At 43.9% G+C, this 20167-nt stretch carries 15 protein-coding genes and 1 pseudogene; 4 read left to right on the forward strand and 12 right to left on the reverse strand.

Translation table 11 applies throughout. The features are described from left to right. Positions 1 to 12 precede the first annotated feature (12 nt). The 7 genes from FTV42_RS11640 to FTV42_RS11670 form a co-directional block, all read right to left on the reverse strand. Positions 13 to 1509, reverse strand: a complete 1497-nt coding sequence (locus tag FTV42_RS11640; RefSeq protein WP_180038859.1) for an NAD(P)/FAD-dependent oxidoreductase — start codon at positions 1507 to 1509, stop codon at positions 13 to 15. 12 nt (positions 1510 to 1521) lie between these two features. Then, complete coding sequence (locus FTV42_RS11645; protein WP_180038860.1) at positions 1522 to 2361, reverse strand: alpha/beta fold hydrolase; 840 nt, start codon at positions 2359 to 2361, stop codon at positions 1522 to 1524. Between the two features lie 129 nt (positions 2362 to 2490). Continuing rightward, positions 2491 to 4293: an acyl-CoA dehydrogenase C-terminal domain-containing protein gene (locus FTV42_RS11650; protein WP_180038861.1), complete on the reverse strand. Its 1803-nt coding sequence runs from the start codon at positions 4291 to 4293 to the stop codon at positions 2491 to 2493. A gap of 210 nt (positions 4294 to 4503) precedes the next feature. Further along, positions 4504 to 5484, reverse strand: a complete 981-nt coding sequence (locus FTV42_RS11655; protein WP_180038862.1) for a nitronate monooxygenase family protein — start codon at positions 5482 to 5484, stop codon at positions 4504 to 4506. A gap of 11 nt (positions 5485 to 5495) precedes the next feature. Further along, entirely contained in the window at positions 5496 to 6284 is a 789-nt protein-coding gene (locus tag FTV42_RS11660) for an enoyl-CoA hydratase-related protein (protein WP_180038863.1), read from the reverse strand. A 34-nt stretch (positions 6285 to 6318) separates the two neighbouring features. Then, complete coding sequence (locus FTV42_RS11665; RefSeq protein ID WP_180038864.1) at positions 6319 to 7242, reverse strand: glyoxylate/hydroxypyruvate reductase A; 924 nt, start codon at positions 7240 to 7242, stop codon at positions 6319 to 6321. Continuing rightward, the gene (locus tag FTV42_RS11670; RefSeq protein WP_180038865.1) at positions 7239 to 7994 is read right to left on the reverse strand and encodes a class II aldolase/adducin family protein; all 756 of its coding nucleotides are present in this window, start codon (positions 7992 to 7994) and stop codon (positions 7239 to 7241) included. The genes FTV42_RS11665 and FTV42_RS11670 overlap by 4 nt, the downstream gene beginning before the upstream one ends. 110 nt (positions 7995 to 8104) lie before the next feature. Between FTV42_RS11670 and FTV42_RS11675 the strand changes: the two genes are divergently transcribed. Next, a complete protein-coding gene (locus FTV42_RS11675; RefSeq protein ID WP_180038866.1) occupies positions 8105 to 8542 on the forward strand; it encodes a PaaI family thioesterase in 438 nt (145 codons plus the stop codon). A 120-nt stretch (positions 8543 to 8662) separates the two neighbouring features. Here the strand turns inward: FTV42_RS11675 and FTV42_RS11680 are convergent, their stop codons facing one another. From FTV42_RS11680 to FTV42_RS11690, 3 genes are read right to left on the reverse strand one after another with little or no spacing between them, the layout of a single operon-like run. Further along, a complete protein-coding gene (locus FTV42_RS11680; RefSeq protein WP_180038867.1) occupies positions 8663 to 9874 on the reverse strand; it encodes a 3-oxoadipyl-CoA thiolase in 1212 nt (403 codons plus the stop codon). 25 nt (positions 9875 to 9899) lie between these two features. Next, positions 9900 to 11420, reverse strand: coding sequence for a 3-hydroxyacyl-CoA dehydrogenase (locus FTV42_RS11685; protein WP_180038868.1), 1521 nt, complete (start codon positions 11418 to 11420; stop codon positions 9900 to 9902). A 2-nt stretch (positions 11421 to 11422) separates the two neighbouring features. Beyond that, on the reverse strand, positions 11423 to 12196 hold the full coding sequence (locus tag FTV42_RS11690; RefSeq protein ID WP_180038869.1) for an enoyl-CoA hydratase: 774 nt from the start codon (positions 12194 to 12196) through the stop codon (positions 11423 to 11425). Positions 12197 to 12652: 456 nt separating this feature from the next. Here FTV42_RS11690 and FTV42_RS11695 point away from each other — a divergent pair, with 456 nt between their 5' ends. The 3 genes from FTV42_RS11695 (at position 12653) to FTV42_RS11705 (ending at position 16548) form a co-directional block, all read left to right on the forward strand. Next, positions 12653 to 13951 carry an MFS transporter gene (locus tag FTV42_RS11695; protein ID WP_180038870.1) on the forward strand — a complete coding sequence of 433 codons (1299 nt, stop codon included), beginning with the start codon at positions 12653 to 12655 and terminating at the stop codon, positions 13949 to 13951. A gap of 114 nt (positions 13952 to 14065) precedes the next feature. Then, positions 14066 to 15331, forward strand: coding sequence for a DcaP family trimeric outer membrane transporter (locus tag FTV42_RS11700; RefSeq protein ID WP_180038871.1), 1266 nt, complete (start codon positions 14066 to 14068; stop codon positions 15329 to 15331). Between the two features lie 17 nt (positions 15332 to 15348). Further along, a complete protein-coding gene (locus tag FTV42_RS11705) occupies positions 15349 to 16548 on the forward strand; it encodes an MFS transporter (protein WP_180038872.1) in 1200 nt (399 codons plus the stop codon). A 174-nt stretch (positions 16549 to 16722) separates the two neighbouring features. Here FTV42_RS11705 and FTV42_RS11710 read toward each other — a convergent pair whose 3' ends face one another. Together FTV42_RS11710 and FTV42_RS11715 are read right to left on the reverse strand one after the other, a co-directional pair. Further along, positions 16723 to 19302 (reverse strand): EAL domain-containing protein, encoded by a 2580-nt coding sequence (locus FTV42_RS11710; protein WP_180038873.1) that lies wholly within the window; start codon positions 19300 to 19302, stop codon positions 16723 to 16725. Positions 19303 to 19508: 206 nt separating this feature from the next. Then, positions 19509 to 20036, reverse strand: a pseudogene (locus FTV42_RS11715) (CoA-transferase); the annotation flags it as partial. Positions 20037 to 20167: the final 131 nt, after the last annotated feature.

Below are 20167 nucleotides of genomic sequence, written 5' to 3' on the forward strand. Positions count from 1 at the left end.
AATTAAATATTTTTACACCACTTTCTGCTGTCTCGATTCAACATACTGGTAGTGATAACCGCTACGAATAAAATGCTGATTTTTATCCCTAAATGAATGAGCATAATCCGGCCAGACCAAAGTCAGCTTGCGACTGACCGGGTCCAGATACCAGCTTTTACAGCTTTCCGATAACCAGACACTACCTTGCGAAAGCTGCTGTAGCTCCTGCATATAGCTATTTTCAGCTTCTTGATCTGCTTCAAAGACCTGAATCTGTTCCTGCTCAAAAAATTGCAAGGCATCTAGAATCAGATCAAACTGGGTTTCCAGAAAATAAAGTGCTGAATTATGTCCACTGCCTGTATTTGGCCCATTCAGGATGAACAGGTTTGGAAAGTTGTGTACGGTCGTTGACTGATAACCCTGCATACCGCTGGACCATTGCTGCTCCAGGCTTAAACCCTGTTTACCCACCACCTTTGCGGCATAGGGTGGACGTGCCGCTTCAAATCCTGTCGCAAATACGATGATATCTGCAGAAAATTTATTTCCAGCCTGGCTTAATACACCGTCTTTCATAACTTCTGCCAATGCTGAGTCTTCAAGTGTGACATTTGGTTTTAGAAAAGTCGGATAATAATCATTAGAAAGCAATAAGCGCTTACAACCAGGTTCATAATTCGGCGTAAGTTTGCGCTGTAATTCAGGATCTGAAATCTGATGTTTTAAGAATTGCAGGCAGTTTTTCTTGACCCGCTCAATCTGGCTTTTCAGATTACGGCGCTGGGCAAAATTGTATTCATTGCTCCAGAACAAGGAATGTCTGAGGGCCGACATACTGTCCGGATCTTTGCGGAAAAGCTGTTTTTCTGACTCAGAATAAGCTCGGTCTGGTCGGGGCAAAATATAGGGCGCACTACGTTGCAAGACGGTCAGGCTTTTTGCTGTTTTGGCAATTTCCGGTACAAGCTGGATGGCAGAAGCACCAGAACCGACCACAACGATATGCTGATTTTCCAGATTCAGCTCGTGGTTCCAGCGCGCAGAATGCATCACTTGGCCTTCAAATTCTTCCAGCCCCGGAATTTGCGGGAGATGCTTATCTGCCAGATGCCCGGTTGCGGTAATTAAGATCTCAGCCTGATACAGACCTTTAGAGGTATGAATTTCCCATATTCGTTCTCGTGCATTCCAGCTAGCCTTTTCCAGTTGCGTATGAAAATCAATATGGGGCCGGATATTTTCCTGATCACAGCATTGAATTAAATAGCGCTGAATTTCTACCCCTTGCGGAAACACACGTGACCAGTCGGGATTTTGAATAAACGAGAAAGAATATAAATGGGAAGGTACATCACAGGCGACTCCGGGATAGGTATTGTCACGCCAAGTGCCGCCCACTTCTGCTGCACGTTCAATGATTTTAAAATCGTGGATGCCCTGCTGTTTAAGGCGGATTGCCATTCCCAAACCACCAAAACCACTGCCTACAATTAGAATCTTGCTGCGCTGTCCTTGAGCTTGCATTATTTATCTCCTTTAAGGCATATAAGGCTGGATTTTTTGATTCACCGGATATTGTTCTGGATGCTGGCTAAACTGGTTGACCAGTTGCACCACTTCGGCTGGCGTTTCGATATAGAGCGCATGTCCTGAAGAAATTTCGATATAGCGACTGTTCTGAATTGAAGCAAACAGCAGTTTAGCTTGCGCCAGAGGTACCATACGGTCTTCACGGCAAGCCACAATCAACGTCTCCGCAGAAATCTCAGACAAGATTGATGTGATATCAATGTGATAATTTAGTTCACGCTGTTTGGCCGCATCTTGGGATGGTTTAACAAAGCGTGCCAGATCCAGCACCTGCTGTTCGCTTCGTGCAGACAGATAATCATCGCTATACAGGCAATAATTGACAAAATGAGGCAAGGCCGCAGATTGTTCAGTAAATAATTGCTGCCAGATGACAGTACGCAGTTGTTGCACCGAGCTGGTTTTGGCCCAACCGGCTAACAGGATCAAACGCGCTACGCGCTGTTTTAAACTGGCTGCTACTTGTGCAGCAATCACTGCACCGAGTGAATAGCCGACCACTGTAATGGTTTCATCTTCTGCAACCACATGCTGAATCAGTGCTTCAACTTGTTGGCTAAAATCGGTCACCTTTAGATCAGCTTTATCGGGGGTATGTAAATCAATGGATAAAACCCGTTGATGAATACCCAGCATCGGAAAAATATAACTGAAATGCTTGTCGGTATTTCCACCGGTGCCATGAATCAGAATAATGGTGGGAAATGCAGAACGCTGTCCGACTTCATGAAAAGTAAGCTGCAGATCAGCATAAGGACACTGTTGAGTAATCATGTCTAAATCCATATAGACTCCTGATCTTGTTATTTTATGGTTTATTCAATACCGAAGAATAACTCTCAATATTTGAATGAGGTTAGGATGCAAAAATTATTAAAAAAAGACCCACGACACGAGTATCGTGGGTCAAAAGGTTTAATCGAATTTGAACTCTTCAGGTTCAAGTAAAAACAGGCTTTCACCACCTGCCTGAATATTGGCAAAGTGGGTTGAAGTTCTTGGCAAAATACGTGCAAAGAAGAATTGTGCAGTTTTGATCTTGGCTGCATAGAACGGATCAGTATTACCTTCTTCAATTTTCTGCTGCGCAGTAATTGCCATTTTCAGCCACAGATAAGCGGACACGACATAACCAGAGAAATATAGGTAGTCAACTGATGCTGCCCCAATTTCATTGGCAGACTGCTGAGCCTGCTCCTGAATGGTTCTGGTTAATTCCAGCCATTGTTCAGTCAACTGGCTGACTTGTGCAACTTGCTGGCTAAACTGGGCATGTTGTTGATGTTCTTTTACAAAGCCTTGAATTTCCTCGGTTAATGCGGTCAACAGACCCAATTTTGAGCCCAGCACTTTACGCGCCAGCAAGTCAATGGACTGAATTTCAGTAGTTCCTTCATAGAGGCTGGCAATACGTGCATCACGGGCAATCTGTTCCATGCCATGTTCAGCAATATAACCGTGACCACCGAAAATCTGCATACCATGTTTAGCTGCTTCTATGCCGGTTTCAGTCATTAATGCTTTGGCAATTGGCGTTAATAATGCCAGACGGTCTTCAGCTGCTTTCTTTTCTTCCGGGCTGTCAGTGGCTTCAGCGATATCGGCATAGGTCGCCAGATAATATGCAAGTGCACGTGAACCTTCTGCAAACACCTTTTGAGTCAGCAGCATGTTACGTACAGCCGGATGCACGATAATCGGATCTGCAGGCTGGTCTGGCGCTTTCGCACCTTCAAGTGAACGCATCGCCAGACGGTCTTTGGCATAAGCCAATGCACCCTGATAAGAAGATTCTGCTGCTGCCAAGCCTTGAATGGCTGTACCGATACGTGCCGAGTTCATAAAGGTAAACATGCAATTCAGGCCGCGATTTTCAGGCCCAATCAGGAAACCTTTGGCATTATCAAAATTCAGCACACAGGTTGCGTTACCGTGAATGCCCATCTTGTGTTCAAGAGCGCTACATACCACGCCATTACGGGAAGCCACATTACCAGCTTCATCCAGATTGTATTTCGGCACAATAAACAGCGAAATACCTTTGGTTCCCGCAGGTGCATCTGGCAAACGTGCCAGTACGATATGCACGATATTTTCAGCCAAGTCATGTTCACCCGCAGAAATAAAGATTTTCTCGCCACTGATGTTATAGCTGCCGTCTTCATTTGGCACTGCTTTGGTACGGATCAGCCCCAGATCAGAACCCGCATGAGATTCAGTCAAGCACATGGTTCCAGTCCAGCGACCGGCTATTAAAGGCACCAGGAATTTCTGTTTCTGTTCATCGCTACCATGATGCTCTAAAGTACGCATCGCACCATGGGACAGGCCTGGGTACATGCCCCAAGACCAGTTGGTTGCAGTGATAATTTCAGAAATGGCAATACGGTATAAAGTCGGAAAACCCTGACCGCCATATGCTTCGTCACCAGTTAATGAGGTAAAGCCGAGTTCTACATATTTGTCATAAGCTGCTTTGAACCCATCCGGGGTGGTTACGACGCCATTCTGCAAACAGCAACCCTGCTGGTCGCCTGTCGCATTAATCGGTAGAAGTTCGTTTTGGCAAAAGTCCGCAGCGACTTCCAGATATTGCTCCATAATATCCATAGAAACCTTGTCTGCGAATTTTGCATAGCCCTGATATTTCTGTTCAACGTTTAACAGGTCTTTCAGGACAAACTTCATGTCTTTTAATGGCGCAATATAATTTCTCATCGTAATTCCCTTGTATGAGTTCTAATTTGTATATTTATGACAATTAATTTCATAATACGAAATTATGTTTTAAATCCACTATAATATAATTTAAAGAATAAAATCTAGTCATTCGATGAAATTTCCCATTTAAAAATAAAAAATATACAGGATGAAAAAAGCCATTCATGGTGGAATGGCTTTTCTATTCAGCGACTTCACTAAAGTTGATTAACGTGGAAAAAATTGAGCTAAACGTTGCTGAACAATCTGCTCTGCCTCCTGCATGATATTTTCGATCAGCGCCTGACAAGTCGGAATGTCATGAATCAATCCCATCACTTGACCTGCAGTCAGTACACCAGCATCAATATCGCCATTTTCTAAAGCGAGCTTGCCTTTTAAACCGCTGACATAGGGACGAATCTGTTCAAATTGCAGGTTTGGATCTTCACTCATTTTCACCACAAGATCAGATACCGCATTTTTGGCAACACGGGCAGTATTCCTGAACTGTCGATACAGCAGATGTGTCGCCCTTTCATCATTATCGACATAGAACTGTTTGATGTTTGAATGGATCGGCGCTTCCTGAGTTGCACAAAAGCGTGTACCCATATTGATGCCTTCAGCACCTAAAGCCAAAGCTGCGACCAGACCACGGCCATCAGCAAAACCGCCACTGGCCACAATCGGCACAGTAAGCTGATCCGCAGCGGCAGGAATTAAAATCAGGCCAGGAATATCGTCTTCACCCGGATGCCCCGCACATTCAAAACCATCAATCGAAATGATATCCGCACCGATTCTTTGTGCTGAAAGCGCATGACGGACGGAAGTACATTTATGAATGACAATAATGCCGTGCTGCTTAAACGCCTTAATATGTTCATGTGGCTTGTTGCCTGCTGTTTCTACGATCTTGATACTGCTTTCAATGATCGCCTGTCGGTATTCTGCATATGGCGGCGGATTCACAGCGGGCAATAAAGTCAGATTGACTGCAAAAGGCTGATCGGTCATTTCTCGGCAGCGTGCAATTTCCTTGACCAGGGCTTCAGGCGTCGGTTGAGTCAATGCCGTCAGCGTTCCCAAACCACCTGCATTAGATACGGCACTGGCCATTTCTGCGGTACCGACCCACATCATGCCACCCTGGATAATTGGATAGCGAATGCCTAAAAGCTCGGTAATACGGGTCTGAATTTTCATAAATGCTCTCCTTAGCATCCGGTAAATTGTGCAGGGCGTTTTTCGACAAAAGCCTGGACACCTTCTTTATAGTCCTGACTGCTCAGAGCCAGATATTGCAGGTTTTGTTCCAGCTCCAGTTGCTGGTCCATGTTATTTTCAGCACTGCGTTGCAAGGCCTGTTTGGTTAAAGCCAGTGCATAGGTCGGCTGTTGAGCTAATTGCTGTGCAATGTCGTCGATATAAGCATCAAATTCTGTATCTGGAAGCATTTTCCAGATCATGCCCATTTCAGCGGCCTCTTTGGCATGCACCGGCTCGCCCAGAAAAGTGAGTGCCATGGCACGTGCATAACCGATTAAACGTGGCAACATCCAGGTGCCACCGGCATCAGGAATCAAGCCAATTTTAGAAAAAGCCTGAATAAATCGGGCACTTTCCTTGGCAATGACCAGATCACAGGCCAGCGCGATATTGGCACCTGCACCGGCAGCCACACCATTCACTGCTGCGATCACCGGTTTGGGACTCTGGCGGATCAGGTTAATCAAGGGATTATAGTATTTGGCCAGCGAGCCTTGCGGTGGCAAAGGCACATTGCCGAGCTGTCCAGCACGTTCTTTTAAATCCTGTCCCGCTGAAAACGCCCGGCCCCTGCCGCGAATCACAATCACCCGAATATCCGGATCTTTATTCCAGTTTTTCAGCACCTGCTGCACTTCCTCATGCATTTGCCGGTTAAAACTGTTGAGTGAATCCGGGCGGTTAAAGCTTAAGGTCGCGACGCCTTGCTGAACCTGAGTTTGAATCGTTTCCCACATCATCAATTTCCTTATTTTTCCGGTATCCCTACAATTAATAGCCTTTATTGACATCTACCTGATGGCATAAATCCAGCCCGAGATTTAAGCGTCGGTCATTTTCCAGAATCTGTTCCACTACCACAGACATGGGTGCATGTGAGGCGACATGTGGCGTAACTACGATCTTTTCATGCTGCCAGAATGGATGTTCAGCAGCTAATGGCTCCTGTTCAAATACGTCGATAATTGCACCACGTAACTGGCCGGAATCCAGTGCATTGAGTAGATCCTGCTCGATTAAATGCTGACCCCTTCCTACATGAATTAATGCTGCTTGTTCAGGCAACTGCTGAAATAATTCAGCAGAAAGAATGCCGGTATTTTCTTCAGTGAGTGGCAGCAGATTAATCAGGATCTGACTTTGGGCCAAAAACTCGGAAATTTGTTCTGATCCGACATAGCTTTTGACCTGAGCAATCTCTTTTGGGGAATTGGACCACCCAGACACCTGATAGCCCATGTCGGCAAAACGTTCTGCCACATAACCGCCCATATGGCCAAGGCCCATAATCCCGATCTGGATATGATAGCTATAACTTTGACGATACTGTTTCCATAACTGCTGTTTTTGCTGCTGGATCATGCGGTCAAAATAACGCTGGAAATACAGTACGCCCCACAGCAGATAATCAAACATGCCTTTTTGATGATGTGGATCCAGTACCCGGCAAACGGCTTGATCTGGGCGTACAGCATTTAAGTTTAAATGTTCTACCCCAGCAGCAATTGAATGAATCAGACCAAGTTCTGGAAGTTGCCGGAGTTTTTCCAGATCTGGAAACCACGAAGCTGCTGTGGTCGCCAGTTCTGCTTCCGGGCTGTCCAATGTACAAAAACTGCCCTTAGGGGCATATTTCTGAAAAGACTTCACCAGAATTGCTTCAATATTCGGCACCGTACTGGATATCACAATCATGATGCATACTCCGTATATTGATGCTCAATCAAAGACAAAGCGGCCTGCCAGGCACGCTGTAAAATCGGTTCAACTAAAGGACTGGCGAACTGCTTGGCGGTTTTAATTCGGACTTCTTCTGCTGGATAATGCAATTCAGCACCACCGCTTAAGGCCTTCACCTGTGCCTGACAGGCACGCTCCAGAAAATAGATTTCATGAAAGGCCCGTGCAATCGTTTCGCCAGCCGTTAAAAGTCCGTGATTGCGTAAAATCATGGCGCGATGGCCGCCCAGGTCCTGAATCAGGCGTTCTTGTTCATCTGTTGAAAGTGCCACGCCTTCATATTCGTGATAGGCCACCTGCTGATAAAACTTCATGGCGTGCTGGGAAATGGGCAGAAGTCCGTGTTTCTGTGCAGAAACTGCTATGCCATCTGCGGTATGCGTATGAATGACACAGTTCAGATGAGCATGTGCTTCATGAATTGCGGAGTGGATGACGAAGCCAGCCATATTCACCGGCTTGTCCTGTTCATAGCTTTCTACCACTTGCCCTTCATGATTAATCTTGACCAGCGTTGAGGCACACATTTTTTCAAAAGCGATACCATACTGATTAATCAGAAAACAGTCAGGCTGATCAGGGACTCTTAAACTGATGTGAGTATCAATCAGGTCCGTCATCCGGTAATGCGCGATAATGCGATAAAGCGCTGCGAGTTCACAACGTGCCTGCCATTCAGCATCTGTGACGAGATTTTTTATTGTCATCGTTCCATCCTGGAAAAATATAGCATTTCGATCACTATCTGTTATATCATAATTTCAGAAAAACAGAATATTATTTCATAAAGCGAAATAAATCATTACAAGGAGTTGATATGCCAACCTCACAACTAAACGGACTTCAATATCTCACCGCAATTAAAAATGGGGAAATTCCCAGTTCAGCCATGAGTGAAATTATTCCCATGCGTCTAACTTCAGTACGCGAAAACTATGTGGAATATGAGGTGCGTCCTGATCAGCGCCATTACAATTTACAGGGTGGTATTCATGGCGGCTTTTGTGCAACGGTTCTAGATAGTGCTACTGGCGCTGCCGTGCATACGACAGTAGATGCAGGTGTCAGTTTCTCAACAATTGACCTGAATGTGAAAATGCTGAAAGCAATGAAAAGTGGCGAAACCTATACTGCGATTGGTGAAGTCATCCGGATCGGACGCAATGTGCTGACCTCAGAAGGCCGAATTATCGATAAAGAAGGTAAAGTTTATGCCTTTGGGTCGGCAACATTATTAGTCACTGGTCGTAAGTAATCATTACACTGATGTAATCAATCCCTGTATGTGCAGGGATTTTTTTATTTTTAAAAAAATCCCAATAAAAAATGCCATGCATATCATATATACATGGCATTAAGGCGATTACTTAAGCTGTTATGCAGCTTCAGGGTTTTCAATCACCATCGCCAAGCCTTGCCCCAGACCGATACACAGACTGATCACGGCATATTTTTTACCGGTACGCTGTAACTGACGTGCAACGGTTAAAGCCAAACGCGCACCCGAACAGCCCAGTGGATGACCAATGGCAATCGCACCACCATTTGGATTGACACGCGGATCATCCAAAGCGACATCCAGACCTTTCAGGCAAGATAATACCTGACTGGCAAAGGCTTCATTAATCTCGATGACATCCATATCGTCTAGCGTCAAACCAGCACGTTGTACTGCCTTTTTAATCGCCTCAATTGGGCCTGCACCCATGATGCGTGGCTCAATGCCAGCGGCTGCAGAAGACAGAATACGAGCTAAAGGTTTTAAGCCATACTGTTCCTGAACTTTTTCACTGCCGATAATCAGTGCTGCAGCGCCGTCATTGATTCCTGATGCATTACCCGCTGTTACTACACCACCGTCAAATAGCGGTTTTAACTTGGATAAAGCTTCAAATGTTGAAGATGCACGTGGATGTTCATCTTCAGTAACTAATTTAGGCGGTAATTTGCGCCCTTGTGAAACTTCAATCGGGGTAATTTCACCTTCAAAGAAACCTGCTTCTTTCGCTGCCTGATATTTTGCCTGTGATGCAGCAGCAAAGGTATCAGCCTGTTCACGGCTAATACCGAATTCTTCAGCCACGTTATCACCTGTTTCAGGCATGCTGTGCGCGCCAAACTGATCCGTAAATTTACGGTTCGGGAAACGGGTACCAATCGTGGTGTCATAAATTTTGGCATCACGTGAATAAGCACTTTCTGCTTTGCCCATCACAAAAGGCGCGCGGGTCATACTTTCTACGCCACCAGCAATGTACAACTCGCCTTCGCCTGCAGTGATGGCACGTGCCGAATCAATCACAGCACCGAGACCTGATGCACATAAGCGGTTTACCGTCTGCCCCGGAACTGTTACCGGCATACCCGCTAACAATGCTGCAAAACGTGCCACATTACGGCTGTCTTCACCGGCCTGATTGGTACTCCCAAAGATTACATCTTCTACATCTGCTGCCGGAATACCGGTTTTTTCCAGCAGGTTTTTAATTACGGTCGCTGCCAGATCATCTGGACGTACGCTTGCCAGACTTCCTGCATGACGACCGATTGGTGAACGTAAACCATCATAAATATATGCATTTAACATAAGTGTTATTCCTTTAACTTTTTAATTAATGTGTTGTATGAACAAGTGGTAGACCAAGCTGAACACGGCGACGCAACCAAGGACTTGGACGGTAACGCTGGTCACGGGTAATCGCAGTCATGCGATCCAGAATTTTCAGGATTTTTTCAGCTCCCAGCACATCCCCCCATTCAATTGGCCCATATGGATACCCAAGGCCTAATTTTACTGCGATATTGATATCTTCTACCGTTGCAACGCCTTGCTGGGCAATATCACAGCCGAGATTCACAATCATTGCCAAAGCACGTTGAGCCACAAAGCCGACGCTTTCCTGAATTACGCTGGCGGTCACACCATCCAGATTGAAAATCGATTGGGCTGCTTTTACCAGCTCAGGTTGGGTGACAAAAGTTGGCATCAAGGTACGGTGTTTATGCAGACCATATAGCAGATCGATACACACCACTTGCTGAGGTGCCAGCTGATAACGGATCGCAGCTGATGTTGCATCCTCACCATAAGTGGCAATCAGGATTAAAGCCTCTGCTGAAGGTGTCTCAGTTTGCTCAATCTGAATATTGAACTGTTGCAGATATTGCTCAAGTGCCTGACGGTCTTCATCATATTCGGTGCCTAGCCAGACTGATGGATATTGACTTAACTTTTCAACCAATGCTGGAGCAACATCACCTTCTTTGCTACCCGAAGTGTAATCATAGAAACCTTTACCGGTTTTACGACCTAACTGCTTGGCAATAAAACGCTGACGGGTAATCACGCTTGGACGGTAACGTGCTTCTTCATAATACTGATGATAAATCGATTCACTCACCGGGTGCGAGACATCCATACCGGTCAGATCACCTAATTCAAACGGCCCCATCTTGAAACCGATTCCGTCACGGTAGATCCTGTCAATATCATAAAATGGTGTGACATTTTCATTCAGAATTGCATAGGCTTCGCTACCAAAGGCACGGCCGGCATGGTTAATGATAAACCCTGGAGTATCTTTAGCTTTGACCGGACGATGACCCATTTTTGTAGAAAGCTGGGTTAATGCTTCAATAATGTCAGCACGGGTATTAAAGCCTTCAATCACTTCGACCACTTTCATGAGTGGTACCGGATTAAAGAAGTGATAACCGGCAATACGTTCTGGCTGCTCACAGTTGGCAGCGATTGCACTGATCGACAATGAAGAGGTATTGGATGCCAGAATCGCTTCTGGTTTTATCATTCCTTCCAGTTGCTGCATCAGTTTTTGCTTGATTTCCAGATTTTCAATAATCGCTTCAACAATCAAGTCACAATCTTTCAGGTCTTCTAGCTGCTGCGCAGTCGACAGATGAGCAATATCTTCAGCGGCTTTTTCATGGCTGAATTTACCTTTATCTGCTAAGGTATTTAATGTTTTGGCCAGTTTATCCTGTGCCTGTTCGGCTGCCCCTTCTTTGGCATCAAACAGTACCACATCATGACCAGACTGAATCGCGATCTGGGCAATACCTGCACCCATCGTGCCTACACCAATAATGCCGATTTTCTGAATCTGAATACTCATGCTTATCGTCCCTGATAATTCGGTTTACGTTTTTCAATAAAGGCCTGCATGCCTTCTTTTTGATCTTCGGATGAGAACAGCATCTGGAAAGACTTACGTTCCAGGGTAAGTCCGGCATTAAGCGGCACATCTTCAGCCAGTAAAGCCACTTCCTTGATTTGTTCAAGCGCAATTGGCGGCATTTTTGCCAGACCTTCAGCCATCTTGATTGCTGTTGCAAGGGTTTCGCTGTCTTCCGTTACTTGAGACACTAGGCCAATCTGATAAGCTTCCGGCGCTGGTATCAGACAACCCGTCATGATGATACGCATCGCATGGAATTTACCCACGGCACGGAATAATCGCTGGGTACCACCGGCACCCGGCATGACACCCACTTTCACTTCAGGCTGACCAAACTGGGCGCTTTTCCCGGCAATAATAATATCTGCATGCATCGCCAGTTCACAGCCACCACCAAGTGCATAACCGTTTACAGCTGCAATCACCGGTTTTGAACACTGTGCAATCGCCTGCCAGTAACGTTCAGTCCGGCGCTGCATCATTTGAATGGTTTCTGCATTGGCCAGTTCTTTAAGATCGGCACCTGCTGCGAAATCTGTTTCACCACCGGTAAGAATAATGGCACGTACATTTTCATCGTCATTCAGTTGCAAAAAAACCGCCGCAAGTTTCTGGCGAACTTCTGTATTCAGGGCATTTTTCGCTTCTGGTCGATGAATTTTAACCATCGCTACATGTGCTGAAACTTGTTCTACTTGAACGACCTGTTCCATTAAAATCTCCATTTATTTTGTATAGCGAAATTTTATTTTATATAAAACTAAGGTTTCTCAAGCTATAAATCAAGGATTTTTAACTCCAGAATTCAAAAAAGTTATTTTTTACTAAAAATAGAGTAAAAACTCTTGTTTAGATGGTTATTTTGTGATTAATTGATTTCGCAATACGGAATTAAATATTTTAAATGCAATCTGATTATCCATTTAAATGAATAATCACCATAAGGCAGAACTTAAAATTAATTTACGAAATCAAATTTTCCAGCAATGAGATGATTTTGATTTAGCGTAATAAAGTGAAAAATCGAATGTAGCCTGATAATAAATACAGCGGCTGTAGCGTTCAGGAGCAAGTCTGTTAAATCAGGAAAACTATGTTTCCGTGAGGAAGAAAAATGGATTTAGCGGTAGCAGATGAAATGCTACTTTTAATATATAGAGGATATAAGAATGACAAGCGATACCATCGTAACAGGAGACAATAAAACCGATGTCTCCTCCACGGATACCATCAAACAGGCGCCAAAACGTCTATGGATGACGGCTTTTGTCTTTGCTTTTCTGATTTTGCTCTGTGACGGTGCAGATATCGGGATTCTGGCTTTCAGCCTGACCAGTCTGAAAGCTGAATGGGGACTAACTTCTGTACAGGCGGGTGCTTTAGGAAGTTATTCTCTTTTGGGTATGGGGATAGGAGGTTTTATTGGTGGATGGGCATGCGACAAATTTGGACGTGTCCGCGTCATTGTACTGGCCACCATCGCCTTCTCGATCTTGTCAGCCTACTCAGGTTTTGCTCAGTCTTATACTGAATTTGCAATTTTACGTACTCTTTCTTGCTTGGGTTTAGGCTGTTTATATATTGCCTGTAATACCCTGATGTCAGAATACGTACCGACCAAATACCGTACTACTGTACTGGCAACATTGATGACTGGTTTCACTTTAGGTTCATTGGTGATTACCATGATTTCAGGCTGGATTATTCCTGAGTTCGGCTGGCGTATGCTGTACTGGATCACAATTGCTCCATTAGCTTTGGGTATCCTGATGCACTTTATGGTCCCAGAGCCAGAATCATGGAAACGTGTCCGTGAAATGAAAAGAACTGGTCAGATCGTGGATAACGATACCAAAAAAGGTAATCCATACATCACCATTCTTAAAGACAAAACCCATGGCAGAATGTTTATCTTATGGTCATTCAGCTCTGGTTTCTTGCTATTCGGTTATTTCGGTGTAAGTAACTGGCTGCCAAGTTATCTTGAAGCTGAATTAGGCATCAAGTTTAAAGAAATGGCCCTGTATATGGTGGGTACGTTTGTCACCATGATTTTTGCCAAAATTATTGCAGGTTATGTTGCTGATAAAATTGGCCGCCGTATTGTATTTGCTTTCGGCACCATGGGAACAGCGCTATTTATCCCTGTCGTGGTGTATATGCATAATGCCGATAACATTGGCGTACTGATGCTAATCTTCGGCTTCCTGTACGGTATTCCATATGCCATCAATGCAACCTATCTAACCGAAAGTTTCCCGACTGGTGTTCGTGGTACAGCGGTGGGCGGTGCATTCAATATTGGTCGTATCGGTGCAATCTTCGCGCCAATTACGATTGGTTATCTTGCGATGCATGGTTCGATCGGTACAGGTCTGTTGGTAATGGGTGCAGCATATTTCCTATGCGGTTTGATTCCTGCCCTGTTTATTAAAGACCGTTTATACGATCCGCAAAAAGCAGAATAAATGCTCTCCGGAAGGCAGTCTAACTTGCTGTCTTCCTCTTTCTCCAAATATTGACCACACGTATAGAAAGGTTTCCTTTCATTCAGGATTAAAAGTTTCTTCAGGGATTAAGAAATGAAAAAATTAGTTTTAGCGACACTATGTGGTATTGCTTCAGCACAGGCATTTTCAGCAGAAGCATCTGAAGACCGGATGCAGTTTTTAGAATCACAGTTAAAGCAAATCCAAGCTGAACTGGAACAGCAAAAAGCCGCGCAACTTGCATTAAAGAACCAGCAGGAACAGTCTAAAACTGCAGACTCCAAAAGTTTAAGTAACATGATGGACAATGTTGATGTGTATGGTTTGATCCGCTTTGATGGTGCAGTCGATTTCAAAAGTACTACTGAAGCCCGTGGCCGTACCATTAACCAGATTAATAAAGTACCTTTTACTGAACCGGATTCTGTACGTTCCGATTTTACTGCGGCTGCCAGCCGGATTGGTTTCCTGGCCAAAGATCTAGGAGGCAATCCGAATGTTTCTGCTCGTTTAGAAGCCGACTTCTGGACCAACAATGGTAAAGGCGATGGTGGATTACGTATCCGTCATGCACACTTAAAATACTATAACTGGACGTTTGGTCAGGCCTGGTCATTGATGTCAACACCAGAGATTAGCACTGAAGCTGTCGACTACAGCTTGTTCCTGGGTGGATCAGTCTTACGTACACCTCAGGTGAGCTATGCTTTCAAACTTGATCCGGAAAATACCTGGAATGTCGGTCTGGAGTACATGGTCGGTGGCGATCGTTCTTCTGCCTTACCTGCCTTAAGCACTAAATATGTTCATCAATCAGGCCCTCTTCATTTATTAGCTCAAGGCTTTGTCAATCAAAAGCAAGCGCAAACAGATACAGGTGATATTGAAAAAGTTGGCTGGGGTGTGGGCGTTGGTGGACGTTACCGTTTAGATGATCAAAACTCAATTCAGGGGAACTATTTCCATATGGTCGGTGATCAGCGTATTGCAGCTTTCTTGACTCAAGGTTCAACAACCGATGGTGCTGCCTGGGGTGGCGATTATTCAGTCGATCCAATCAATAATGAACTTTTATTGAATGAGTTCAATAGTATAAATATTGGCTTCACGCATAAATTTACGCCGAAACTACGTAGTAGTATTAATGCCAGCGTGGTTGATTTTGATGATTCTAGCGATTATGCCAAAGCCAATCCGGAAACCAATAAGCGCTTAACCGACTATGTGGCTAACGTGATCTATTCTCCTGTTCCAAAGATTAATTTGGGTGCAGAATATCATCATGGCAAGCGTGAAACCTTTGACAATAAGGAAGCAGATATTTCGCGTATCAACCTCTCTGCCAACTATAGTTTTTAAAGCCTCAGGAGACAAGGATGTCAGCCCAAGGGCAAATTTCACGCCGTTTCATGTTCATGATGGCAATGACCTGCGCACTCTGCGCAGGTTGTAACTATTTTAACCAGCCCTTGATTTATTCTATTGCAGAGGATCTGCAGATCAGTGTGGCTCAGTCTGGCTGGACTGTAGTACTGACCCAGATTGGCTATGCCACCGGATTATTTTTGTTTGTCCCTTTGGGTGACTTGTTCGAAAAACGGTTGTATATCTGCAGTTTGATGTTCTGTACCGGATTGGCGCTTATTGGGCTTTCAGCCAGTACCAATCTGCATATGTTGTATGGCTTTACCCTGCTCGCCTCTTTTTGTTCGATCACCACCCAGATTCTGATTCCTTTTGCCGCCAGCCTGTCGCAGCGTGATAAAAGTGCCGAAGTCGTTGGCCTACTCATGAGTGGTGTTCTGGTGGGTATTCTGTTTGCCCGTACCGTGGCCGGACTGATTTCTACTTTATGGTCCTGGCATGCGGTGTACTTGTTTAGTGGTTGTGCAATTCTTCTGCTGAGTCTGGCCATGTGGTTCCAGTTACCAAGCGCTAAGAGCCAGTTGCAGATGAATATATTGCAAATTTATCGCTCACTATTTACCTTTGCACGCACAGAACCCATGCTGATCAGGCGTAGTATGATCGGCGGCTTGGGCTTTGGCATGCTGAGTATTATCTTTACTACCATGACTTTTATTCTGGCTGAAGCACCTTATCATTTTAATGATTTCCAGATTGGTCTCATGGGTATTGTGGGGGTGGTCGGCATCTGGTCCTCTCAGTGGACCGGTAAAATGATTGGTAGGCATCGGGAAAAATGGATTGCGCACCTAGCCACATGCGGACTGATTCTAGCCTGGATTCCCTTATTCTTTGCCCAGAATTATTTATGGATTTATATCCTGGGCTTGATTCTGGCTTATTTCGGAATTTCCTGTTTGCATGTCTTGAACCAGAATCTGGTCTATCGAATTTCAATGCAGGCTCGCTCGCGGATTAATGCCATCTATATGACCTGTTATTTTTCAGGTGCCGGTCTGGGAGCATTTTTATCGCTGCATTTATGGAAAAGCTATGGCTGGTCTGCCTGCGTCATTTTAGGTTTTATTTTTGCCCTATTGATCTTTATAATTAATTATTATGATCTGAACCAAGAAAGAAATTTAGCCAATATTCAGCCTGAGCCATAAATAATGTCAAAAACCTTTGAGGGTTAAAAATCTTATTTTTTATCCCACTTTCTATGCTGAGCATACATTATAGAACCGATACGCTCATAAAATAGGAAAATTCTTGAAGTCTGTTTGCCATTTCCTTTCTACATGAAGAACGGTTGAAAATATTGATATCTTAACTTTTTAGAGTTAATTCAATTTACTATTTTCCATTGCGAGATAAACAGGCTTCAATTCAGTTAAAGGCGCAGGTTTTGCATAAAAGAAGCCTTGTAGCAGATCACAACCCTGTTGATAGAGCAAACTGGCCTGACTTAAAGTTTCGACCCCTTCCGCGACAACTTCCAAATCCAGCTGATGTGCCAAGTGAATAATCGATTGCACAATTGCAGCATCCTGACCATCGAGGGTCAGCTCTTCAATAAAACTACGGTCTAACTTGATTTGATTAATCGGCAAGCGACGCAGATAACTGAGACTCGAATAACCTGTACCAAAATCATCAATGGCAACCTGTACACCTAAAGCACGCACCGCTTTCAAAATTTCTATGGTTCGATCTGCGCCATTAATGATGACACCTTCCGTAATTTCAATTTTAAGTAATTCCGGCGGTAATTGACTGAGTTCAAGCGCATGTTCAAGCACCTGCAAAAAGCCTGCTCTACGGAATTGCAAAGGAGAAATATTCACCGATACTGTGATCTGGCTATTGTGTGTCTTGTTCCACTCGCCAATATCTAAACAGGCCTTTTCTAGCACCCATTGACCTACACTAATAATCTGCCCGGTTCTTTCTGCAAGCGGAATAAAAATCGCTGGGGAAATATAACCCTGCTGCGGATGGCACCAGCGGATTAAAGCTTCTACGCCTGTCACCAGCCCAGTTTCAGGATGAATCAACGGCTGATAGAACAGGTCAAAATTTTCCTGATTGATCGCTTCCATGAGTTCCAGACGCAGATTCGTATAGTCTATTTCTGCGACAGGCTGCATTCTGGTTTTTTCATACCACTGCCACATATTACGACCTTGTCTTTTGGCTTCCTGCATTGCCAAAACAGACTGATAGATCAATTCAGAAGAATGATGGATCGAGCTGTCATCTGCCACGATACCCATACTGGCACTTAAATGTATTTTGTACTGATCGACGATAAACAGCGTGGAAAGAAGATCAAGAATTTCTCCGGCGATCGCCTCAACTTCAGTATGCTCATCTATCCCTGAGAGCAGCAAAATAAATTCATCTTCAGCAAAGCGGCATAGCACATTATTGCCTTGCACAAATTTTTGCAGCCGCTCGCCCACACTTTTGAGAATCTGGTCACCCACCAGATGACCTAAGCTGTCATTGATATTTTTAAAATCATCCAGATCTATATACAGCAAGACTAAAGGTTGTGAGCTCTCGTGCTGTGCTTCAAAAATATTTTCCAGAATCTGTTTGAATGCATACTGGTTCGGTAAACCGGTTAAATGGTCATGGGTATGCTGATGCCGGATATATTCTTCGTGAATACGTTGCTGGGTAATATCTTCCTGAATCCCTAAAAAATGGGTGCAGGTTCCTGTCTGGTCAAAAATAGGACCTATGGTTAAACGATTCCAGAACCAGCTGCCATCTTTACAGTAACTTTTTATAGTCACCTGAATTTCTTTTTGTTCTTTGACCGCTTGCTTGAGTAAGGCGATCTGATCCGGATCAGTATCTGGACCCTGTAAGAAAAAACAGCTTTGTCCTAATACTTCTTCTGCTGTATAACCGGTGAGCTTTAGAAAAGCTGGATTCACATACACCATTAGTCTTTCTTCAGAGACATCTGTAATAAAAAGACTATTCGGACTGGCCTCTACCCCCCGTTTTAATAATCGTAGAGACTCCTTGTTTTTACGAGATATAGTAATATCTCGGGCAATGCCAATAATGCCGGTGACCTTCTGATTTTGGATAATCGGTAAATTGGTCAGATCCAGCCATAAAATATCGCCTGCAACATTATAAATTGGAAGTTCATAATGTTGAGATTTACCTTGCGCCGCTTCTGAAAATGAAACATTCGCAAGTTCATGGAATTCGGGCGGTACGAAGGCACAATAGTGCTGACCATGAATTTGTGCTTTAGAAAAACCAGTAATTTCTTCGCAAGCAATATTGGTATTAAGCACATGTCCCTGCAGGTCAAGTTCAAAAATAATATCTGGATGATAGGTATAAAATGAGCTGTATTTTTCATTAAGCTCATGTCTTTTTTGACGTTCCTGATCAAGCTCGATTGCGAGGGCAACTAATTTTGCCGCTTGCTGTAAAAGCTGAATATGAGGTTCAGTCGGTATTTTGGGTGTTCGATAATAGGTGGCAAACGTTCCGTATAGAATATCTGAAGCATTAATAATCGGCATAGACCAGCAGCTAGACAATTTTTCTGCGTTTACCAAAGCACGGTAAGGCTGCCAGTTTGGGTCTTTCATTAAATTCGGACTAATGACCAACTGACGTAAGAAAGCAGCTACGCCACACGATCCTTGATTTGGCCCAATTTTCAAATCTTGAATAGCATTACAGTACTCTTTTGAAAAGTGCTGTTTGCCACTTATAACATTTAAAGTTTGGGTGTCATCCTGATAGAGCATAATGGTGACAAGCGCATCTGGAATGCGCGATTCAAGCCACTGGCTAATGACATCGAGGATAGGCTTAAGTTCAGTATGGCGACCAATCAGATTAAAAATATGAAAAATTTCTTGATCATCACAATTATTATTCATTCAGACTATCACCTTCCTTAGCTTGTTAACATTTTAGACTTATTATTAAAATAATCATTAGCAAAAGTTTGTATTTATATCTTTAAAATACGGAAATATGGTCAATATTACGTGTATTTGATAATAATTCTAAAATTTAAAAATCACAGCCGAAGCTGTGATCTAAAACTATACTTTTACTTAATCAGAATATTGCGGACTTATTTTTAGGCTGCTTGTTGACGACTGTCCACTAATTTACAGCCTGTCTGCTGTTGTAATTCTTCAAAGCTTAAGCCATCCACTATTTCAATAACCTGAGCTTGTCGGTCTTTTAATTCAATCACACACAAATCAGTATAAATACGGTTGACACAATGTTTACCTGTTAGAGGATAAGTCAGTTCTTCAACAATTTTTGCCTCACCGTTTTTGGTCACATGTTCCATGCAAACATAGACACAGCGAGCACCCACTGCCAGATCCATCGCACCGCCTACAGCAGGTACAGCATCAGCATTACCGGTATGCCAGTTCGCCAGATCACCATTAATAGCGACCTGAAAAGCCCCCATGATACAGATATCCAGATGCCCGCCTCGCATGATATCGAAAGAGTCGGCAGAATTCATAAAACTGCCACCTTGCAACATGCTTACGAGTTCTTTACCGGCGTTAATCAGGTCATCATCTGCCTGTTCGGGATCACTCAATGCAGCAAAACCTAAAACGCCATTTTCCGAGTGCAGAATTACTCCTTAGATCTCTTTCATAAATCAAAAAACGATCTTCTTTTTGGTTAATATTTGCACTCCGGATTTCTTAGCATTCGTGCATAATCTGCGGATGAAATACATCGATTCAAACAAGCTCTCTGATCCTCAGT

This window comes from Acinetobacter sp. YH16052, from assembly GCF_013417155.1.
In the GTDB taxonomy this organism is placed as follows: domain Bacteria; phylum Pseudomonadota; class Gammaproteobacteria; order Pseudomonadales; family Moraxellaceae; genus Acinetobacter.

Coding starts and splice junctions, on each gene's coding strand:
- FTV42_RS11640 (WP_180038859.1), bottom strand. CDS start 1,509: ATGCAAGCTCAAGGACAGCGCAGCAAGATTCTAATTGTAGGCAGTGGT.
- FTV42_RS11645 (WP_180038860.1), bottom strand. CDS start 2,361: ATGGATTTAGACATGATTACTCAACAGTGTCCTTATGCTGATCTGCAG.
- FTV42_RS11650 (WP_180038861.1), bottom strand. CDS start 4,293: ATGAGAAATTATATTGCGCCATTAAAAGACATGAAGTTTGTCCTGAAA.
- FTV42_RS11655 (WP_180038862.1), bottom strand. CDS start 5,484: ATGAAAATTCAGACCCGTATTACCGAGCTTTTAGGCATTCGCTATCCA.
- FTV42_RS11660 (WP_180038863.1), bottom strand. CDS start 6,284: ATGTGGGAAACGATTCAAACTCAGGTTCAGCAAGGCGTCGCGACCTTA.
- FTV42_RS11665 (WP_180038864.1), bottom strand. CDS start 7,242: ATGATTGTGATATCCAGTACGGTGCCGAATATTGAAGCAATTCTGGTG.
- FTV42_RS11670 (WP_180038865.1), bottom strand. CDS start 7,994: ATGACAATAAAAAATCTCGTCACAGATGCTGAATGGCAGGCACGTTGT.
- FTV42_RS11675 (WP_180038866.1), top strand. CDS start 8,105: ATGCCAACCTCACAACTAAACGGACTTCAATATCTCACCGCAATTAAA.
- FTV42_RS11680 (WP_180038867.1), bottom strand. CDS start 9,874: ATGTTAAATGCATATATTTATGATGGTTTACGTTCACCAATCGGTCGT.
- FTV42_RS11685 (WP_180038868.1), bottom strand. CDS start 11,420: ATGAGTATTCAGATTCAGAAAATCGGCATTATTGGTGTAGGCACGATG.
- FTV42_RS11690 (WP_180038869.1), bottom strand. CDS start 12,196: ATGGAACAGGTCGTTCAAGTAGAACAAGTTTCAGCACATGTAGCGATG.
- FTV42_RS11695 (WP_180038870.1), top strand. CDS start 12,653: ATGACAAGCGATACCATCGTAACAGGAGACAATAAAACCGATGTCTCC.
- FTV42_RS11700 (WP_180038871.1), top strand. CDS start 14,066: ATGAAAAAATTAGTTTTAGCGACACTATGTGGTATTGCTTCAGCACAG.
- FTV42_RS11705 (WP_180038872.1), top strand. CDS start 15,349: ATGTCAGCCCAAGGGCAAATTTCACGCCGTTTCATGTTCATGATGGCA.
- FTV42_RS11710 (WP_180038873.1), bottom strand. CDS start 19,302: ATGAATAATAATTGTGATGATCAAGAAATTTTTCATATTTTTAATCTG.